The sequence below is a fragment of the Proteus sp. CA142267 genome (assembly GCF_003336825.1).
In the GTDB taxonomy this organism is placed as follows: domain Bacteria; phylum Pseudomonadota; class Gammaproteobacteria; order Enterobacterales; family Enterobacteriaceae; genus Proteus; species Proteus terrae.
Window position 1 is genome coordinate 123,457 of the sequence record NZ_QPMG01000010.1, and the last position, 19,215, is coordinate 142,671.

General features: G+C 39.9%; 17 protein-coding genes and 1 tRNA gene. 11 read left to right on the forward strand and 7 right to left on the reverse strand.

What is annotated here, in order from left to right; genetic code table 11:
• Nucleotides 1–103: 103 nt before the first annotated feature.
• The 6 genes from C0T34_RS15370 to aspA all read right to left on the reverse strand — a co-directional run bounded on the left by C0T34_RS15370 (nt 104) and on the right by aspA (nt 5,230).
• Nucleotides 104–577, reverse strand: coding sequence for a type II toxin-antitoxin system YhaV family toxin (locus C0T34_RS15370; RefSeq protein WP_075673429.1), 474 nt, complete (start codon nt 575–577; stop codon nt 104–106).
• Between the two features lie 6 nt (nt 578–583).
• Entirely contained in the window at nt 584–919 is a 336-nt protein-coding gene (locus C0T34_RS15375; protein ID WP_075673430.1) for a type II toxin-antitoxin system PrlF family antitoxin, read from the reverse strand.
• 274 nt (nt 920–1,193) lie between these two features.
• Nucleotides 1,194–1,269 (reverse strand) — tRNA-Phe (locus tag C0T34_RS15380).
• 296 nt (nt 1,270–1,565) lie between these two features.
• A complete protein-coding gene (locus C0T34_RS15385) occupies nt 1,566–2,138 on the reverse strand; it encodes a transcriptional regulator (protein WP_098941859.1) in 573 nt (190 codons plus the stop codon).
• 183 nt (nt 2,139–2,321) lie between these two features.
• Complete coding sequence (locus C0T34_RS15390) at nt 2,322–3,647, reverse strand: anaerobic C4-dicarboxylate transporter (protein ID WP_109394971.1); 1,326 nt, start codon at nt 3,645–3,647, stop codon at nt 2,322–2,324.
• A gap of 158 nt (nt 3,648–3,805) precedes the next feature.
• Complete coding sequence (gene aspA, locus C0T34_RS15395) at nt 3,806–5,230, reverse strand: aspartate ammonia-lyase (protein ID WP_072069056.1); 1,425 nt, start codon at nt 5,228–5,230, stop codon at nt 3,806–3,808.
• Between the two features lie 374 nt (nt 5,231–5,604).
• Here aspA and C0T34_RS15400 point away from each other — a divergent pair, with 374 nt between their 5' ends.
• The 5 genes from C0T34_RS15400 to C0T34_RS15420 all read left to right on the forward strand — a co-directional run bounded on the left by C0T34_RS15400 (nt 5,605) and on the right by C0T34_RS15420 (nt 10,763).
• Nucleotides 5,605–6,111, forward strand: a complete 507-nt coding sequence (locus tag C0T34_RS15400; RefSeq protein WP_098941861.1) for an FxsA family protein — start codon at nt 5,605–5,607, stop codon at nt 6,109–6,111.
• Nucleotides 6,112–6,280: 169 nt separating this feature from the next.
• Nucleotides 6,281–6,574 (forward strand): co-chaperone GroES, encoded by a 294-nt coding sequence (locus C0T34_RS15405; protein ID WP_036914050.1) that lies wholly within the window; start codon nt 6,281–6,283, stop codon nt 6,572–6,574.
• Between the two features lie 52 nt (nt 6,575–6,626).
• Nucleotides 6,627–8,273, forward strand: coding sequence for a chaperonin GroEL (gene groL / locus C0T34_RS15410; RefSeq protein ID WP_098941862.1), 1,647 nt, complete (start codon nt 6,627–6,629; stop codon nt 8,271–8,273).
• Between the two features lie 189 nt (nt 8,274–8,462).
• Complete coding sequence (locus C0T34_RS15415) at nt 8,463–10,094, forward strand: Na+/H+ antiporter (RefSeq protein ID WP_098941863.1); 1,632 nt, start codon at nt 8,463–8,465, stop codon at nt 10,092–10,094.
• Nucleotides 10,095–10,418: 324 nt separating this feature from the next.
• On the forward strand, nt 10,419–10,763 hold the full coding sequence (locus C0T34_RS15420; protein ID WP_023582946.1) for a DUF4156 domain-containing protein: 345 nt from the start codon (nt 10,419–10,421) through the stop codon (nt 10,761–10,763).
• Nucleotides 10,764–10,869: 106 nt separating this feature from the next.
• Here the strand turns inward: C0T34_RS15420 and epmB are convergent, their stop codons facing one another.
• A complete protein-coding gene (epmB, locus tag C0T34_RS15425; RefSeq protein WP_098941864.1) occupies nt 10,870–11,898 on the reverse strand; it encodes an EF-P beta-lysylation protein EpmB in 1,029 nt (342 codons plus the stop codon).
• Between the two features lie 44 nt (nt 11,899–11,942).
• On the opposite strand from epmB, the gene efp reads away from it, so the two are divergent.
• From efp to hyfE, 6 genes are all read left to right on the forward strand, one after another.
• The gene (gene efp, locus C0T34_RS15430) at nt 11,943–12,509 is read left to right on the forward strand and encodes an elongation factor P (RefSeq protein WP_088494539.1); all 567 of its coding nucleotides are present in this window, start codon (nt 11,943–11,945) and stop codon (nt 12,507–12,509) included.
• Nucleotides 12,510–13,491: 982 nt separating this feature from the next.
• Nucleotides 13,492–14,112 (forward strand): 4Fe-4S dicluster domain-containing protein, encoded by a 621-nt coding sequence (locus tag C0T34_RS15435; RefSeq protein WP_075673437.1) that lies wholly within the window; start codon nt 13,492–13,494, stop codon nt 14,110–14,112.
• 1 nt (nt 14,113) lies between these two features.
• Entirely contained in the window at nt 14,114–16,129 is a 2,016-nt protein-coding gene (gene hyfB, locus C0T34_RS15440) for a hydrogenase 4 subunit B (protein ID WP_109850425.1), read from the forward strand.
• A 12-nt stretch (nt 16,130–16,141) separates the two neighbouring features.
• On the forward strand, nt 16,142–17,092 hold the full coding sequence (locus tag C0T34_RS15445) for a respiratory chain complex I subunit 1 family protein (RefSeq protein ID WP_006536164.1): 951 nt from the start codon (nt 16,142–16,144) through the stop codon (nt 17,090–17,092).
• 6 nt (nt 17,093–17,098) lie between these two features.
• Nucleotides 17,099–18,550 (forward strand): hydrogenase 4 subunit D, encoded by a 1,452-nt coding sequence (locus C0T34_RS15450; protein WP_109850426.1) that lies wholly within the window; start codon nt 17,099–17,101, stop codon nt 18,548–18,550.
• 12 nt (nt 18,551–18,562) lie between these two features.
• Nucleotides 18,563–19,213: a hydrogenase 4 membrane subunit gene (gene hyfE, locus C0T34_RS15455; RefSeq protein ID WP_036934333.1), complete on the forward strand. Its 651-nt coding sequence runs from the start codon at nt 18,563–18,565 to the stop codon at nt 19,211–19,213.
• The last annotated feature ends 2 nt before the right edge of the window (nt 19,214–19,215 follow it).

Genomic DNA, 19,215 nt, shown 5'->3' on the forward strand with positions numbered 1-19,215 from the left:
AAAAATTATAGGCAAATATTCAATCGATTATTGACTTAATAAGAATTATCTTTTTTTGTAAACAAAAACTTATCACCTTAAAAAGGTGATAAGAGATAGAAAATTAAGGATCCTGACAGTCAGCTTCATTTATACAGTCACTAAATAAATCATTCCAATTTTTAGGTGGATGACCTTTCTTTAGTTTTTTCTCAAAGACTCGGTAAGCATCAGTTTTATTGCCATAAGTTCGCAAAGTATCATTATCATTTATCCATGCCAGAATGATGATCTTTTCCTTAAAACTGAATCTAAAAAATAAACGATATCTTCCATTTACTAATTTAATTCGTGACCAATTTTTATTTTCTTCTCCTAAAGTATTACCCAACCTAAACTCTGGTGCCCGTGGGTCATTTGTGATGTTTACTATAGATTTCAATACATGAGCAAAAATTTTTGTATCTGCTTTTTTCTGATAATCTTCGGGATATTTTTTTTTCAGAGCTTCGACTTTTTGTAGTAATTCATCATATTGTTGTTTAAAGCAAGGATGTGCGTAGATTGTCCATCCATTCAAATCTGTAGGGAAATCCATATTATTTTATTCGTTATCGGTGATGTCATCGTCAAGGTTGATATCCATACCTTCAACTAATTCAAAACCACGAGATATATCGAGAGGTTGAATGGTTTGAGGATGATTAGTTATATCTTGAGCGAGAAAATTAAGAAACGATGCCATAACAGGATCTTCAGATCCATCGCTGTGACGTGAGATAAGTACATCACCAGTGCTCAGTAATTTGTAGTGAATACGATCTCCACCACTAAGATGTAGAGCTTCTCTAATTGACGCGGGAATTGTGGTTTGATGACGTTCTGTTATTTTTGAATCAGCTTCAAGAGCGATGTTGTCAGTGCAAACGTGGGTTAGCATGATTTGCTCCTTTTACTTACGGTGTATGTTTTATGAACTGATTATAGATAATAGAAGAAAACAATGCAAATGCATTGCAATGTAATTGCATTGTTTTTTGCTCTAAAATTAATTGAAAATCTATGAATACGACTATGTTTTTAACGTATGAATTGATGTGAGATTACGTCAGTGTTGTTAAATATATAAGAAAAGAAAATAGCTAGGATCTTGAGAATGATTTTCAAACCGCTAGAAAGCAAAAAACCAGCCCTAAGGCTGGTTTTTCTAAAGATGGTGCCCGAACTCGGAATCGAACCAAGGACACGGGGATTTTCAATCCCCTGCTCTACCGACTGAGCTATTCGGGCTAACGAGGCGCATTAAACCGTATTCAGCGTGATGCGTCAACGTCTTTTTAATAAAAAATGCAAAAATAAGTTTGTTTGCTTTCTTTTTATTCTATTCGAGTTTAAATTTTCATCATAAGCTATTTTTTAGTAAAAAGTGCTTAAATAACAATCAGTAAAGATATTCACTTTTTTGCATATCAAAGAGAAAACTTTCTCTTTTTTTGATGATTTAATTTATTTTTTGCTACTCAATAGATAGAAATTGAGTACAAGCGAAAAAATAACTCATTTCTTTCGTTTTCTAACACTCAAAACTAACTTAGTGCACCATTTTTACGGCATTGAGCAATCTTAAGAATATCTTCCGCCAATAATTTTGCTGTAATAATATCATCAGCGTGATGATTCACCATTAAACGGCTTAAACAGCCTTCTAAGATGAGTTCCATCTGTTTAGCAACTAACTCACTATCTTCGATATCAAGCTCGTGTAGTAGCGTTCTAGAGTAATCAAATGAGCTTTGCTTTTGGCGTTGGCTTAATTGGTGAATTTGAGAGTGCTCATCAGGATATGCGCTACAAGCCGCTACGAATAGACAACCGGGAAAACGGTTTTTCTCTAGACGCATCGCCAGTTGATCATAACGAGCCAGTAATTTTTGTTCGATAGTCAGTTCTTCATCTAGCATGACTTGGCGTTGCCAAATATCAATTTGCTGTCCGTGGTGGCGAAGACAATCAAAAATCAATGCGTCTCTATCAGGCCAGAAAGGGTGAAGGTCAGATTCATTGATACCCGAATCTTGAAGAAGCTCGGGTAAAGTCGCCGCTAAGCCATATTGCTCTAGCTGGATAAGTACGTGGTCTAATAACGCTTCACGTTGCACGGAAATCTCCTTAAATCACGTTGTCGCGAAAACATCATAATTAGCAGACTTTAACTAAAAATGAAAGCAAGGAGCGAGAGGTGAAAATGAAAATACCCCATCTTACGACAGGGTATTTTCTTGTTTTTTATTTCTTGTCAGCGCTAGGCGCTTTTTTGCAATGTTTTAATTTTTTACTTCAAACTACAGGATCATACCGCCGAAGAGGAAACCAAATCCGACAGCTAATACCACACCAATAGTACCTGGGATAAAGAATGGGTGGTTGAAGACTAATTTACCGATACGAGTTGTACCTGTGTCATCCATTTGAACTGCCGCAACCAGTGTTGGGTAAGTTGGCAGGATGAACAGACCAGAAACCGCAGAGAAAGAAGCTATTGCAGTTAATGGAGTTACACCTAGAGCTAAAGCCATTGGCATCAATGCTTTTGCTGTTGCTGCTTGTGAATATAACAGTGCAGAACAGAAGAAGAAGATAACCGCTAATAACCAAGGATGGCCAGTGATTAAATCACCTGCAGTCAGTTTGATCCAATCAATGTTACTTGAAACGAAAGTATCACCTAACCATGCAACACCCAGAATACAGATACATGCACTCATACCTGCTTTAAAAGTACTTGAGTTGAGGATAGTATCCGTTTTCACTTTACAGAAGATAGTGATAAGGGTTGCAACACTCAGCATGATGATAAGAATGGCGTTAGTGGTATTCATTAACGGCTCTTTCACGATACCTAAACTTGGGCTGTTGATAACAGCATAAGTTACAACGCCGATAACACCCAATAAGAACAGCATTACAGATGATTTAGCACCTGGTAATGTTTCTCTACGTTCTTGGCTACCACGTAATTCAACCAGACCTTGTTCTAAACGTTCACGATAAACCGCATCATCTGATAGTTTTGAGTTAAATACCCAAGAGATGATGAAGGACATCAGAATGATTGCAAGGAAAGTTGCTGGTAATAAGATAGATAGCAAAGTGATGTAGCTTACTGTATTACCTTCACCGACCATTGCTGGGTTTTCCATGACAGAGGCCATGTAAACAACAGCAGCAGAGATTGGAGATGCAGTAATACCGATTTGAGCTGCAACAACACCTGTTGATAAAGGACGGCAAGGTTTGATGCCTTGTTCTTTTGCAACTTCTGCGATAACTGGCAGTGTTGCTAAAGAGATGTTCCCTGTACCTGCAAATAGAGTTAAGAAATAAGTCACAATTGGCGCAAGAATTGTGATGTATTTTGGATTACGTCTTAACAGTTTTTCAGTTTGGCCAACAAGGTAATCCAAACCACCAGCAACCTGCATCGCAGAGATTGCGGCAATAACAGCCATAATGATGGAGATAACATCAAAAGGGATTGAACCAGGTTTAACACCGATAGCAGCTAAAACCAAAACCCCTAAACCACCGGCAAACCCGATACCAATTCCCCCAAGTCTCGCACCGAGGAAAATGGCCAGCAGAACGATAATCAATTCTACGGCTAACATAGCGTTTACTCCTTGAGATAATTAAAAAAATGAGAAAGATAAGTTAAATTTTTGTTTTTACAATCAAGTAAAAAGGCACGTCTCTTAAAGAGTCCGTGCCTTGTATTTTTAAGAGCTCATTCTTATGTTTAACAGTGTCATGTTATAAAACACAATTATTAATCATCGAAGCGTTTTGCTTTGTAAGCCGGGTTTTTTAAGTTCTCAACAGAGAAGATATCATCCAGTTGTTCTTCGGTTAATAAACCGCGTTCTAGAACAACTTCACGTACACTCTTACCTGTTTCAGCACAAATCTTACCAACGATGTCGCCGTTATGGTGACCAATGAATGGGTTCAGATAAGTAACGATACCGATTGAGTTAAATACGAAGTGTTCACAGATTTCTTTATTCGCAGTGATACCATCAACACATTTTTCTACTAAGTTACGGCAAGCGTTGCTTAACAGAGAGATTGATTCGAACATTGCTTGACCGATAGCTGGTTCCATTACGTTTAATTGTAATTGACCTGCTTCAGCAGCCATTGTTACACATGTGTCATTACCGATAACTTTAAAGCAAGCTTGGTTAACAACTTCTGGAATTACTGGGTTTACTTTAGCTGGCATGATTGAAGAGCCTGCTTGTAGTTCTGGAAGATTGATTTCTTTCAGACCTGCACGAGGACCAGAGGACAGTAAACGTAAGTCATTACAGATTTTAGACATTTTCACAGCTAAGCGTTTTAATGCGCCGTGAACCATTACATAAGCACCACAGTCAGAAGTTGCTTCAATTAAGTCTTCTGCTGGAACACAAGCTAAACCAGTTACTTCTGCTAGTTTTTCAACAGACAGTTTTTGGTAACCCGGTGCTGTATTCAGACCAGTACCGATAGCTGTTGCACCTAAGTTCATTTCTAACAGTAACTCAGCAGTGCGTTTCAGGTTCTTGATTTCTTCTTTCATCAGTACAGAGAAAGCGTGGAATTCTTGACCTAAAGTCATTGGTACAGCATCTTGTAATTGAGTACGACCCATTTTCAGGATGTCTTTGAACTCAACCGCTTTTCTATCAAAACCTGCTTTCAGCAGTTCGATAGATTCAGTTAATTTGATAACAGAGTTATAAACCGCTACACGGAAACCACAAGGATAAGCGTCGTTTGTTGATTGGCTCTTATTGACGTGGTCATTTGGGTTTAAGTATTGGTATTCACCTTTTTGATGGCCCATTAATTCCAGACCGATGTTTGCGATAACTTCATTGGTATTCATATTTAATGAAGTACCAGCACCGCCTTGGAATACATCAACTGGGAATTGATCCATGTGTTTACCTGTTTCTAATACTACGTCACAGGCTTTGATAATCGTATCAGCGATTTCACGAGGAATAGTGTGAAGTTCTTTGTTTGCTAATGCAGCAGCTTTTTTCACCATTACCATACCGCGGATGAATTCTGGAACATCATTGATGGTACGATCACTGATGTAGAAGTTTTCAATTGCACGTAAAGTATGGACGCCATAGTAAGCATCAGCAGGAACTTCTCTTTTACCTAACAGGTCTTCTTCGATACGAGTTTTATTTGACATGAGAACCTTCTTATTAAAATTTTAACTGTCTAGTTATGCGCTTGTTAATAAAATATATCGTTAACGGTTAATAATGTAATATAACTTACCGTTTTGCTTGGTACTGACATGATCATATTCGGGTTGTGAACAAATACCTTTAAGCTGGATCACTTTATAAGTAAATAACGTCTAAATATTTTCTTTTTGTGATCTATCTCATGGATTTTACAGTTCTACTTCTCTTTTTAACGCCCCTTGAAAAGGAGTGTTAGGCTCCCCATTATTATGTAGATAAACTAAGAAAAAGCGAGTTCGTAAACCATCACCTTAGATGTAGTTCACACTCCTTTCTATTAATAATATGAATCTTTTTTTATAAAAAGGAGAACCAAGTGCGTTGGCTCCCATTAATTGTTATCTGCCTTCTTATCTATGTAGAAGCTGTTATTTTCGTCAATGTGGCATCTTCTATTGGCGTTCTTACAACACTATTCCTTGTGGTGCTAACTTCTTGTGTTGGTGTCTCACTGGTAAAAAATCAGGGCGTAAAAAATATTGCTTCAATGCAACAAAAACTCGCAGTAGGTGAAGTCCCCGCAGCAGAAATGGTGAAAAGCGTTTCGTTGATACTGGCGGGTATTTTATTGTTGATCCCGGGCTTCTTTACGGATTTCTTGGGCTTGCTGTTGTTATTACCACCATTGCAAGCGCTATTAGTGACGAAACTGATCTCTCGAATTCGAGTTTATTCAGCAAGCCATGGTCAAAGTGGATTTTCTTCTAATCAGAATGGAACAACATTCGAAGGCGAATTTCAGCGTAAAGAGGATTCACCGAGTAACCAGCTGAATAATAAGGCTGAAAATCAGGATAACGACCATTTTCCTGACAAAAAATAATTAGCCCAAAGCATAATCAACTGAAATGGGGAAAATTTGAAAAAAAATCACACTTCTCCCCTTGAAGTTTTATCGGATGCCCCCACCTGTATCGTCATGGTACTGGTTCATCTTGGGCACTGGTATCAACCTTAATCCTGATATGGACTTTTTTATAGGAGCACTATTAATGAAGATTCGTCCATTACATGACCGTGTTATTGTTAAACGTAAAGAAGTCGAAGCTAAATCAGCAGGCGGTATCGTACTGACTGGCACAGCAGCGGGTAAATCTACTCGTGGCGAAATTTTAGCCGTAGGTCAAGGCCGTATTATGGAAAACGGCGACGTTAAACCGCTGGATGTTAAAGTTGGCGATATCGTAATTTTTAACGACGGTTATGGCGTTAAAACAGAAAAAATTGATAACGAAGACGTGCTTATCATGTCTGAAAGCGACATTTTAGCAATTGTAGAAGAATAATTTTTCTCTTTTAAGATCTTCTTAAACTGAACGAATTCAAAGGAAATATACGATGGCAGCTAAAGACGTCAAATTCGGTGTAGATGCTCGTAATAAAATGTTACGTGGTGTTAATGTTCTTGCAGATGCAGTTAAAGTAACTTTAGGCCCTAAAGGTCGTAACGTTGTTTTAGATAAATCTTTCGGCGCACCTGTTATTACTAAAGATGGTGTATCTGTTGCTCGTGAAATTGAACTCGAAGATAAATTCGAGAACATGGGTGCACAGATGGTGAAAGAAGTTGCTTCTAAAGCCAATGATGCGGCAGGTGACGGTACTACAACTGCAACAGTATTAGCACAATCAATCATTGCCGAAGGCTTAAAAGCAGTTGCTGCTGGCATGAACCCAATGGATCTGAAACGCGGTATCGATAAAGCCGTTATTGCAGCAGTCGAAGAACTGAAAAAACTGTCTGTTCCATGTTCAGATACTAAGGCGATTGCTCAGGTTGGTACAATTTCTGCTAACTCTGATGAAACCGTCGGTACTCTGATCGCACAAGCGATGGATAAAGTTGGTAAAGAAGGTGTTATCACCGTTGAAGAAGGTACTGGCTTAGAAGATGAGCTAGACGTTGTTGAAGGTATGCAGTTTGACCGCGGTTATCTGTCTCCTTACTTCATCAACAAACCAGAAACGGGCACAGCAGAATTAGAAAACCCATTCATTCTGTTAGTTGACAAAAAAGTTTCTAATATCCGTGAATTACTGCCTGTATTAGAAGGTGTTGCTAAAGCTAACAAACCTCTGCTTATCATTGCAGAAGATGTTGAAGGTGAAGCACTAGCAACATTAGTTGTGAACAACATGCGTGGTATCGTTAAAGTTGCTGCTGTTAAAGCACCTGGCTTTGGTGATCGTCGTAAAGCAATGCTGCAAGATATTGCAACATTAACTAACGGTGCTGTGATTTCTGAAGAAATCGGCATGGAGTTAGAAAAAGCGACATTAGAAGACTTAGGTCAAGCAAAACGCGTTGTTATCAACAAAGATACAACAACGATTATTGATGGTTTAGGTGATCAAGACGCAATCAGCGGCCGTGTATCTCAAATCCGTCAACAAATCGAAGATGCAACTTCAGATTATGACCGTGAAAAATTACAAGAACGCGTTGCTAAATTAGCTGGCGGTGTTGCAGTAATTAAAGTAGGTGCAGCAACTGAAGTTGAAATGAAAGAAAAACGTGCTCGTGTTGACGATGCTCTGCATGCAACTCGCGCAGCAGTTGAAGAAGGCGTTGTTGCTGGTGGTGGTACTGCTCTGGTTCGTGTTGCTAACGCTCTGCGTGAGATGGTTGGTGATAACGAAGAACAAACAGTAGGTATCCGCGTTGCATTACGTGCAATGGAATCTCCAATGCGCCAAATCGTTGCTAACGCAGGTGAAGAACCATCTGTTGTTGTAAACAACGTGAAAGCGGGTGAAGGTAACTACGGTTATAACGCTGCAACTGATGCTTACGGTGATATGATTGATATGGGTATCTTAGATCCAACTAAAGTTACTCGTTCTGCACTGCAATTTGCTGCATCTATCGCAGGTCTGATGATCACAACAGAAGCGATGATCACAGATTTACCTAAAGACGACAAAATGGATTTAGGTGGCGCTGGTGGTATGGGCGGCATGGGTGGAATGGGCGGCATGATGTAATTCATCAGCTAACTGTTTTACATGAAGAACCCGAGCTTAGGCTCGGGTTTTTTTATGCCGTTTTATTTCAGAATTATCAGATAATTTATTTTTTATATAATTAGAAACAACTTATTTCTTTACAACTAGACAACAGATCGTTTTTACTGCACCGCTTAAAAAATAATTAAATAAATTGGGGTGTTCACCATGTCTGTCGTCGCCATCGTACTTATCTTTCTTTTTGCCGTGATTGTGAGTGTATTTATCTCACGATTGCTGTCAGAAAAAATTCCTTTGCCATTGATCCAAATTGCTGTCGGAGCCTGTTTATCTATCTTTGGCTTTGAAGTTGATTTTGATCCGCATCTTTTCTTATTCCTGTTTATTCCTCCATTGCTCTTTTTAGATGGTTGGCGTATTCCCAAAGAGGCGTTATTCCAAGAAATTAAACCGATTATGTCGCTGGCAATTGGTTTAGTCGTAGTAACAGTGATTGGTATGGGCTTTTTTATTCATTGGCTTATTCCTTCAATTTCGCTTGCTATCGCTTTTGCATTAGCAGCAATTTTGTCACCAACCGATCCTGTTTCTGTTTCGGCTATGACCGTAAATTCGCCACTTCCTTCGCGTATGACGCATATTTTAGAAGGCGAATCATTGCTTAATGACGCGACAGGTTTAGTCTGCTTTAGCTTTGCTGTTGTGGCTGCATTAACTGGCTCTTTCTCTATTGCATCAGCAACAGGGCAATTTTTATTAGTGGCTTTAGGTGGTGCGGCAATTGGTTTGATTGTGGCTGGCGTGATTGGTCGATTAAATCAGTTTTTAGTTAAACGTACTGGCGAAGATCCGGCTATCCAAATCTTGATAAGCTTATTGATGCCATTTATTGCTTATTTATTGGCTGAGCATTTCCATGTATCGGGGATCTTAGCCGCAGTTGTTGCTGGTATTGCAATGCACTACGAAAAAATTGTGGGTCGTATGCAAGCTGCTACACGTATGCAAAGTAAAGCGGTTTGGGATACTGTTCAAGTTGCACTTAATGGGATGATTTTTATTTTATTAGGTGAACAACTTCCTGCGATGTGGAAGGTGTTACCTGAAGTGACGCAATCAGCAGGTGCGGCTAATCCTTGGGCGGTGGTAGGTTACATCATCGTTATTACAATAGGGCTTGCCGTATTGCGTTTTACATGGGTGTGGATCTCTATGTCACTGACAGTATTCCGCTCTCCTGATAAACGTTTATCTCGCCATGATCTGCGTTTAATGGCCATTATGGCAACTGCAGGAGTACGAGGTGCAATTACACTAGCAGGTATCTTAACCCTTCCTTTATTAATGACAGATGGTTCACCTTTCCCAACCCGTGATCTCGCTATCTTTATTGCTATGGGTGTTATTCTTTGTTCATTATTAATTGCAACTATTGCATTGCCGATTTTAACCAAAGGGCTATCAGAAGATTTACCTTATGAGAATGATGAAATTCGTACACGTCTGGCGTTAAACGAAGCGGCGATTGCGCATATTAATGAGTTAATGAACCAGCCTTGTGAAGATCTTGATGAGATGTCACTACGCAATGAAGCTGGTTCGCATTTATTAGAAATCTACAGTCGTCGTCTTGATAGTGAAGACAGTGTGCAAGAAGGCGCACTTGATCTGAAACGCTTGTTTAGCATGGAACGCCAGTTGTCGCGCAGTGCGTTAAAAATAGAGCGTGATACATTACAGCAGTTACGTAAATCACGTCATATTAGCGAGCATATTTTTCATCGTTTACGCCATGAATTAGATTTAAAAGAAGAAGCGTTGAATCATCATTTGAGTTAATTTGGCCAATATTATCTTCAGATAGCGGTTTGTTGTCTGAAGATTTTAAAAAAATTAACTAATTGTGTGTTCATTCTCGCACTGTATAGACCGAAAATAAGCCAGATCGTTTTAAAAGCATAAAAGCGGTGTAGAATAGGGGCATTGTTGCTTTGTCTATCTCAAAGCCGAATTTGTACGTTAAAATAAGTTTGAAGCGAAAATAATATCTTAAGGCTATTGGCTAATGTGAGATAGTAATGATGATTTATTTTTGCGCATAATAGGGATGACAAGGTATATTGTTGTCGTGACTAAACGGACACTCAAATAAATGAGGGGATCATGCGAATTAAATTGTTATTGGGAGCTGCTGCAGCGTTGTTACTAGCAGGCTGTTCTGCAACAAACACATTAAGCACTGCGGGCTCACAGGTACAAATCACTGATACGCAGCCAGGCAGTGAATGCCAATTATTAGGAACAGTGACAGGTGTTCAAAATAACTGGTTATCAGGTTCCCGTACTGAAAGCCAATCACTGCGAGGTGCTGCTAACGATCTACGTAATAAAGCAGCCGCAATGGGTGGTAACGTTATTTTTAACGTTGGTACTGGCGCAGGTAGCTTTGTTGATAGCTTTGCACCATTAGATAGCAAAATGAGTGGACAAGTTTATAAATGCCAGTAAGGGCATTTAATTTATTCACTATTTATTAGTCTGCTAATAGATAAAAAGCTGTAGTCACTTCATCTGTTTGAACTGAGCTACAGCTTTTTTGTTTTTGTGATATTTATTATTGCTGGCGTAACCCAAGATCTAACAAAGTTTTACTTGGTTCACCGCCGATTTCACGCGTGAGTTTGGGTACCATATAACCTGAAACTAAGCTCATCAGTGCTTTCATAATTTCTCTCGCTTCACTATCTGGCACCATAAAGTGAGCAGCACCTTGTACTTTATCTAGAACGTGTAAGTAATACGGCATAACACCTGCATCAAATAGTGCACGACTTAAATCCGCAAGGACTTCAGCACTGTCATTGACACCGCGTAATAACACACCTTGATTTAATAAAGTGACATTGGCATTTTTTAGCTTTGCACAGGCTTCTCTCAATGCATCATCAATCTCATTGGCGTGATTGGTATGCAATACCATGATATTTTGCAAACGTGATTGTTTCAGGCGTTTACATAGCGTGTCAGTAATACGTGCAGGGATAACCACAGGTAAGCGAGAGTGAATGCGTAAGCGCTTAAGGTGAGGAATAGCCTCTAATTGTGTTATCAACCAATCAAGCTCATCATCTTTCGCCATAAGGGGATCTCCCCCAGAAAAGATGATTTCATCGAGTTTTGAGTTATTTTTGATATACTCAATTGCTTTTTGCCAATTCGCTTTGTTTCCTTTGTTGTCTTCGTAAGGAAAATGACGACGAAAACAGTAGCGACAATTGACAGCGCAACCACCTTTGACCAGAAGCAATGCACGATTCTGATATTTATGTAATAAACCTGGCACCGCATTTTGTTGCTCATCTAATGGATCCGTAGAAAATCCCGGTGTTATGGTAAATTCAGCATTTGCAGTTAATACTTGTAAAAGTAATGGATCATTAGGATCGCCTTTTTTCATGCGTGCAACGAATTCACGGGGAACCCGTAGCGGAAAAAGCCGTCGCGCCTGAGCCCCTTTTTGGAGATCAGCGTGATGTTCCAACGCTAAAAGTTGGAGTAATTCAACAGGATCACTGATTGCCTGCGCGAGTTGTGTTAACCAGACTTCTCTGGTGGGGTGATTATGAGTTACAATGTGTGCCATTTTTTGGCTATGCCATTTTAAATTAAAAAAGTTAGAGGATATTCATGGCTTCTTATAATACCAACGATTTTCGTTCAGGTCTTAAAATCATGTTAGATGGCGAGCCAGCCGTCATTACTGAATGTGAATTTGTTAAACCAGGTAAAGGTCAGGCATTTGCTCGTGTGCGTCTGCGTAAACTGATCTCTAACAAATTACTGGAAAAAACATTTAAATCTACTGATTCAGCAGATGGTGCTGATGTCATGGATATCAACTTAACTTACCTGTACAACGACGGTGAGTTCTGGCATTTCATGAACAACGAAACTTTCGAACAATTAGCAGCAGATGAGAAAGCCGTTGGCGAAAACGCTAAATGGCTGATCGACCAAGCTGAGTGTATCGTAACACTGTGGGATGGTCGTCCTATCGCTGTTGTTCCACCAAACTTTGTTGAATTAGAAATCGTTGATACTGATCCAGGCCTGAAAGGTGACACCGCAGGTACAGGTGGTAAACCAGCAACATTAAGCACTGGTGCTGTTGTTAAAGTTCCACTGTTTGTACAAATCGGTGAAGTTATCAAAGTTGATACTCGTTCTGGTGAATACGTATCGCGCGTAAAGTAATCGCATAGGTTATTTTACTGAGTGTAACGTTAAGCACAATAAATAATTACCGCAGATAATGTTAAATATCTGCGGTATTTTTTTATTTTAATTTATAAATATTGATTAATAGACAGCATTTTCTTTCTAAAAATTTGATTGATTTGTATTACTGCATTATTTAATTTTTTGTGTTATTATTTTGTTTCTGATTTATTTAACCCTTCATTATTTCTGATGCCTAAATAGAATGCCATATTCAATATTGGAATTGGTAAAAAATAACCATTTTCTTAGAATGAGTGTGTAGGTTGTTTTGGTAAAGATAATCCACAGCAATATTTATTTAAGTTATTTTGACTTTCCTTTAAGAGATATTGAAGAGTATAGATAAAAACATTAATCCTGTAATATTATTGATCTTTATTTTATATTTTATTTGTACTAGGGAAACCCTTTCAATATAGACATTTACTTTGATATATCTCTTTTGTTTTTTCTTCTTTTATTTTATCTGAAAATAAATATTAACTTATTTATAGCTTTATAGCTTTATAGCTTTATAGCTATTTAAATAAAATTTCATTTTTCTTATCTCCTTTCTATTATCAATTATTTATAGTTTAATAATAATTAAATCGTTAACTAGATTACTATCAAGTTGAATATAATCATTAAAAGTTAATATTTTTAACTATGAAATAAAATAATGGTTAATACTGAATAAAACTCTATCAAATATTATGATGTTGAAGTAATAACGCCGATTAAGCCAATTAAACAGAATAAATCTATTTTATCTGTCTCATTTCATTTTTTACACTCTGGTTAGGTGTCAACGTCATTATTGTCGACACGTCATTCTTAGTTCCTTCTTTTATTTCTATCTTAATGATTTTTATCGTAAATAAATTAAATCCTCTCTTGGCATGAAATATGCTTCATCTAAAGAAAAATTGACGACAGTAATGCTGTTAAACGTTTTTCTCGGAGGATGTGGCGAATGAATCGCTTTGTAATTGCAGAGCCACAACGATGCATAGGGTGTAATACCTGTATGGCAGCTTGTTCAGAAGTTCACCAAGCTGTGGGTTTACAGGCGCATCCGCGTCTTACAGTGGTAAAAGTGGAGGATCAGACAGCACCGATGCTTTGTCGGCACTGTGAGGATGCTCCTTGTGCTCGCGTGTGCCCAGTCAATGCCATCACTCATGAAGATAATATGATCTTTCTTAATGAGAGCCTGTGTATTGGCTGCAAGTTGTGTGGTCTGGTTTGTCCTTTTGGTGCAATTACACCATCAGGCAGCAAACCCGTTAACTTACCGGCTGTTTTTGAACACTTTGTGCCTGAAGAAATGTTGGCTGATGTGCCAGCAAGCCTTCCAACAACCAACCCATTCCTTGCTTGGAATGTGGGTGTCCGCGCAATCGCAGTGAAATGCGATTTATGTGCTTTCTCAGATGAAGGCCCTGCTTGTGTCAACGTATGTCCAACCGATGCATTGCATTTAGTTGAAGAAGACAAACTTGAAGAGCAGATGAAAACGCGTCGCTTAGGCTCAGTGATGGAACCCATTACCAGTCTTGACGATTTATCTACTTTGACACAGGAGCGGAAGTAATATGGAACCTCTTCAGTTACTGCTGTGGTCAGTCATCCTGTATGTTGTTGGTGGCGTTATTGCACTGTTTTTAAAAAAACAGGAAGGGTTGGCAATCCTTATTTCAGGGATCAGCGCAATCATTGGTGGTGTCTTAGGTATTTTAAGTGCATTACCGGTTATTTTTGGTGGTGAAATCGCGACTTTTACCGCTGCAGGCCCTTTCGATTTTGCCGCCTTCGTGGTGCGTATGGATATGTTAGGCGCCTTTATGGTGTTCGTCATTTCATTACTGGTCAGCGTGTGTGCACTTTATTCTCTTGCTTATGTACAAGAATATAAAGGACGTGGCGCTTGGAGCATGGGATTTTTTATGAATCTGTTTATTGCTTCAATGGTTGGCTTAGTCGTGATGGATAACGCATTCTATTTTATTATCCTATTCGAAATGATGTCACTGGCTTCTTGGTTCTTAGTTATTGCTGACCAAGATGACGAATCTATTCACGCAGGTCTACTTTACTTCTTTATCGCTCACGCAGGCTCCGTGTTAATCATGATTGCCTTCTTCTTGATGTGGCGTGAAAGTGGTAGCCTTGATTTTGATTCATTCCGTCAACTCTCTCTTTCTCCTGCAATGGCCTCTGTGGTGTTTTTACTGGGTTTCTTTGGTTTTGGTGCCAAAGCCGGTATGTTGCCTTTACACAGTTGGTTACCCAAAGCTCACCCCGCAGCACCTTCACATGCATCGGCATTAATGTCAGGTGTCATGGTTAAAATTGGTATCTTTGGGATAATCAAAGTTGGTATCGATTTATTAGGTGCAACTGAAATGTGGTGGGGAATTGTTGTCCTCGCATTCGGTGCAGTTTCTTCTGTACTGGGTGTTATGTACGCATTAGCAGAGCACGATTTAAAACGTTTACTTGCATGGCATACCGTTGAAAATATCGGCATCATCTTAATGGGCGTGGGTGTTGGTATGGTAGGAATGGCAACGGACCATCCTGTTATTGCTGCACTTGGTCTGCTAGGTGCTTTATATCACTTATTGAACCATGCGGTGTTCAAAGGATTATTATTCCTTGGTGCTGGCGCCATTATTAACCAAATTCACACTCGTGATATGGATAAGATGGGTGGGTTAGCCAAACTGATGCCTTACACTGCAACGGCATTCTTAATTGGTTGTATGGCAATTTCTGCATTACCTCCATTAAATGGTTTTGTGAGTGAATGGTATACCTATCAGTCTCTATTCACGATGAGTCACGAAGGTAACTTTGTGATGCGCTTAAGTGGTCCTATTGCCATTATTATGTTGGCAATTACAGGGGCATTAGCGGCAATGTGTTTCGTGAAAGTTTATGGGGTTAGCTTCTGTGGTGGCCCTCGTAGTGAGCAAGCAACAAAAGCAAAAGAAGTACCACTACCAATGACGATTGCGATGGGTTTATTAGCGCTTTTCTGTGTTGTGTTAGGTGTGGGGGCAGCTTTTGTTGCACCAATCATTGCCAATATTGCAATGTCGCTTAGCGAAACCAGCGCATTAACGGTAGCTCAAGGCTCAATGCTTGTTCCTGATACTGCATCGCAAGCCATGTTCTCTCCAGCATTAACATTTGTTTTATTAATTGCTCTACCGCTTATCCCATTCCTGATTTACCTCGGCCTAAAAGGCAATCAACCAGCGTTTCGTCGTAAAGGTAATCCTTGGGCGTGTGGTTATGTGTGGGAAAAAGATATGGCAGTGTCAGCAGGTGGCTTTACTCAAGCATTACGTAGCATGTTTGCACCACTTTATCGTATGCGTAAACAACTTGATCCATCTCCATTGCTGTCTCGTAGTTTTAATAAAACACAGCTCGGTGCTGAAAAGGTCGAACCATTCTGGGATGAACGCATTATTTATCCTCTGGTTCGTGGTATCCAACGTTTTGCAAAACGTATCCAATGCCTACAAGGCGGGGATTTCAGACTCTATTGTCTATACGTTGTCGCAGCGCTGGTCATCTTGCTTTTAGTCATCGCAGCGTAAGGAGAGGGACTTATGACTTTCCAAGAAGCACCTACGTTAATGATGGGCATATTCGCACTAATACAAGCACTCTTTTTGTTAGCGATAACCCCATTATGTACAGGTATTTCGCGCACAATTCGCGCCAAGATGCATTCGCGTCAAGGCCCCGGGATTTTGCAAGATTATCGAGATATCTTTAAGTTATTTAAACGTCAATCTGTGGCACCCGAGCAATCTGGCGTGATCTTCCAAGTGATGCCTTATGTGTTACTGGGAAGTATGCTGGTGGTTGCGATGGCGTTGCCTGTCTTTACCGCAACGTCACTGTTTGCGGGTGCGGCGGATCTTATCGCACTGATTTATCTGTTTGCACTTTATCGTTTCTTCTTCTCTTTATCTGGTCTGGATTCAGGAAGCCCGTTTGCAGGTATTGGTGCTAGCCGTGAATTAACGCTGGGTGTGTTAGTAGAGCCTATCTTAGTGTTATCACTGATTGTGGTGGCGTTAATTGTGGGTTCAACCAACGTCGGCACCATCAGTGCAACACTTGCTCAAGGTTGGGTATCACCAACTGCCACACTGTTAGCCTTATTAGCTTGTGCTTTTGCCGCATTTATCGAAATGGGCAAAATGCCATTCGACGTTGCGGAAGCTGAGCAAGAGTTACAAGAAGGTCCATTAACTGAGTATTCAGGCTCTGGTTTTGCGATGGTGAAACTGGGTCTTGGGTTAAAACAAGTGGTAGTGGCTGAACTGTTCTTAGCCATATTTATTCCTTTCGGTAAAGCAACAGAATTTACCTTTATCGCATTGATCATTGCGCTAGTTTTAATGGCAGTGAAATTGTTAGTGGTGTTTGTATTAGCGTCATTGGTTGAAAACAGTTTAGCGCGTGGTCGCTTCTTACTGACTCACCATGTGACATGGTTAGGATTCGGTGTTGCGGCACTGGCTCTTGTTTTCTATTTAACCGGTCTATAAGGAGCGATGATTACAATGGAAAATATAGCTCTTGCGACCTTACTCATCCCATTTGCGGGGGCGTTGATTACGTCCTTAATGCCAAATCGGATGGCGAAGTGGTTATGTACACTGTTCGCTTTATTAGCCACATTAGGAACGGTTGTTTTAGGTTGGCAGTTCCTCGCTGAAGGTAAAGTCGATACCACAATTACGCTAGTACAATATGGTGATGTTGCGCTCTTTGGTTTTACCATTGACCGTGTCAGTACATTGATTGCTTTTGCTGTTGTGTTCTTAGGATTGTTAGTGAGTTTTTACTCTACTGGCTATCTGACTAATGGCAACCGTGAGCATCCACATGATGGTACTCGTCGCTATTATGCCTTCTTGCTGATTTTTATTGGTGCAATGGCGGGTTTAGTCCTTTCATCGACTATTTTAGGCCAACTCCTGTTTTTCGAAATCACAGGGGGATGTTCTTGGGGATTAATCGGCTACTACCAATCTGAAAAATCACTTCGCTCAGCAATGAAAGCGTTGTTGATCACTCACGTTGCTTCAATCGGTCTTTATCTTGCGGCAGCAACCTTGTTTGTGAGTACAGGTACTTTTGAGTTAACCGCAATTGCAACCTTAGATGAACCAACCAAATTGATTGTGTTTGGCGGAATTCTCTTTGCTGCTTGGGGTAAATCAGCTCAATTACCACTGCAAGCTTGGTTACCTGATGCGATGGAAGCACCAACTCCTGTGAGTGCTTACTTACACGCAGCATCAATGGTAAAAGTCGGTGTTTACATCTTTGCTCGTGCGATTATGTCAGCAGATGGTAATGTCCCTCATCTTATTGGTTGGGTGGGTATTACCATGGCAGTTATCACGTTGATTTATGGCTTTATGATGTATCTGCCACAAAAAGATATGAAACGCTTGTTAGCATGGTCAACCATTACTCAGCTCTCTTATATCTTCCTTGCATTATCTATTTCTATCTTTGGACCGCGTGAAGCGTTTGAAGGCGGTATCGCTTATATCTTTAACCATGCCTTCGCTAAAAGCTTGTTCTTCTTAGTTGCGGGTGCGTTGAGTTATAGCTGTGGTACTCGTATGTTGCCGCGCTTAAAAGGGTTAATTAACAAATATCCATTATTGGGTGTCGGTTTCTGTGTTGCCGCACTGGCAATCGCAGGTGTTCCACCAATGAATGGCTTCTTTAGTAAATTCCCAATTTTTGCCGCAGGTTTTGAACTGTCGAGTGTTTTCTGGGTGATGACACCAATTATGGTGCTAGTACTGATTGAATCTGTTGCTAGCTTCACTTGGTTTATCTACTGGTTTGGTCGTGTTGTTCCTGGCAAACCAAGTACAGAAGTTGCACAAGGACAACCTGTTCCTATGGCAATGCAAATTGTGGTTGGAATACTGATTGTGATGTCCTTTGCATCCAGTGTTATCGCAGTCACTTGGCTAGGATAAGGGAGATAAATCATGACTGGAGCACTTATCGTAAACAATTTGGCGGGGTTAATGATGATCACCTCGCTACTGGTAATTGGCGCTAAAAAGCCGATTGCTTCATGTTGGTTCTATGCATTGCAATCTTTCGTTTTAGTGATGATTTTTGTCACTTTAGCCAATACATTAGATGCTCACCAACTCACACTTTGGGCGATTACCGCCTTCTTTACTAAAGTTCTGCTTGTGCCACTTATTTTAGGATTCGCATTCCGTAAGTTATCCGATCCTAGTGCGAATATTAGTGTTATTAGCCCTGCACTTTTAATGTTGTTGGCTGCTGTTATCGTTATTTTAAGTTGGTTTGTGGTTGAGCCAATTCAAATACCAATGGTTGTTGATTTGAAACCTGCACTCGCAGTTTCTTTAGGACACTTTATGTTAGGTCTGCTTTGTATCGTGACTCAACGAAATATCCTAAAACAAGCTTTTGGTTACTGCTTAATGGAAAACGGCTCTCACTTAACACTGGCACTATTAGCGTGGAGAGCACCAGAACTGGTCGAAATCGGTATCGCCACTGACGCCATCTTTGCTGTGATTGTTATGGCAGTGTTGGCTCGTAAGATTTACCGCACGCTCAACACACTGAACGTGGATCAACTGACCGCGCTGAAGGGGTGAGG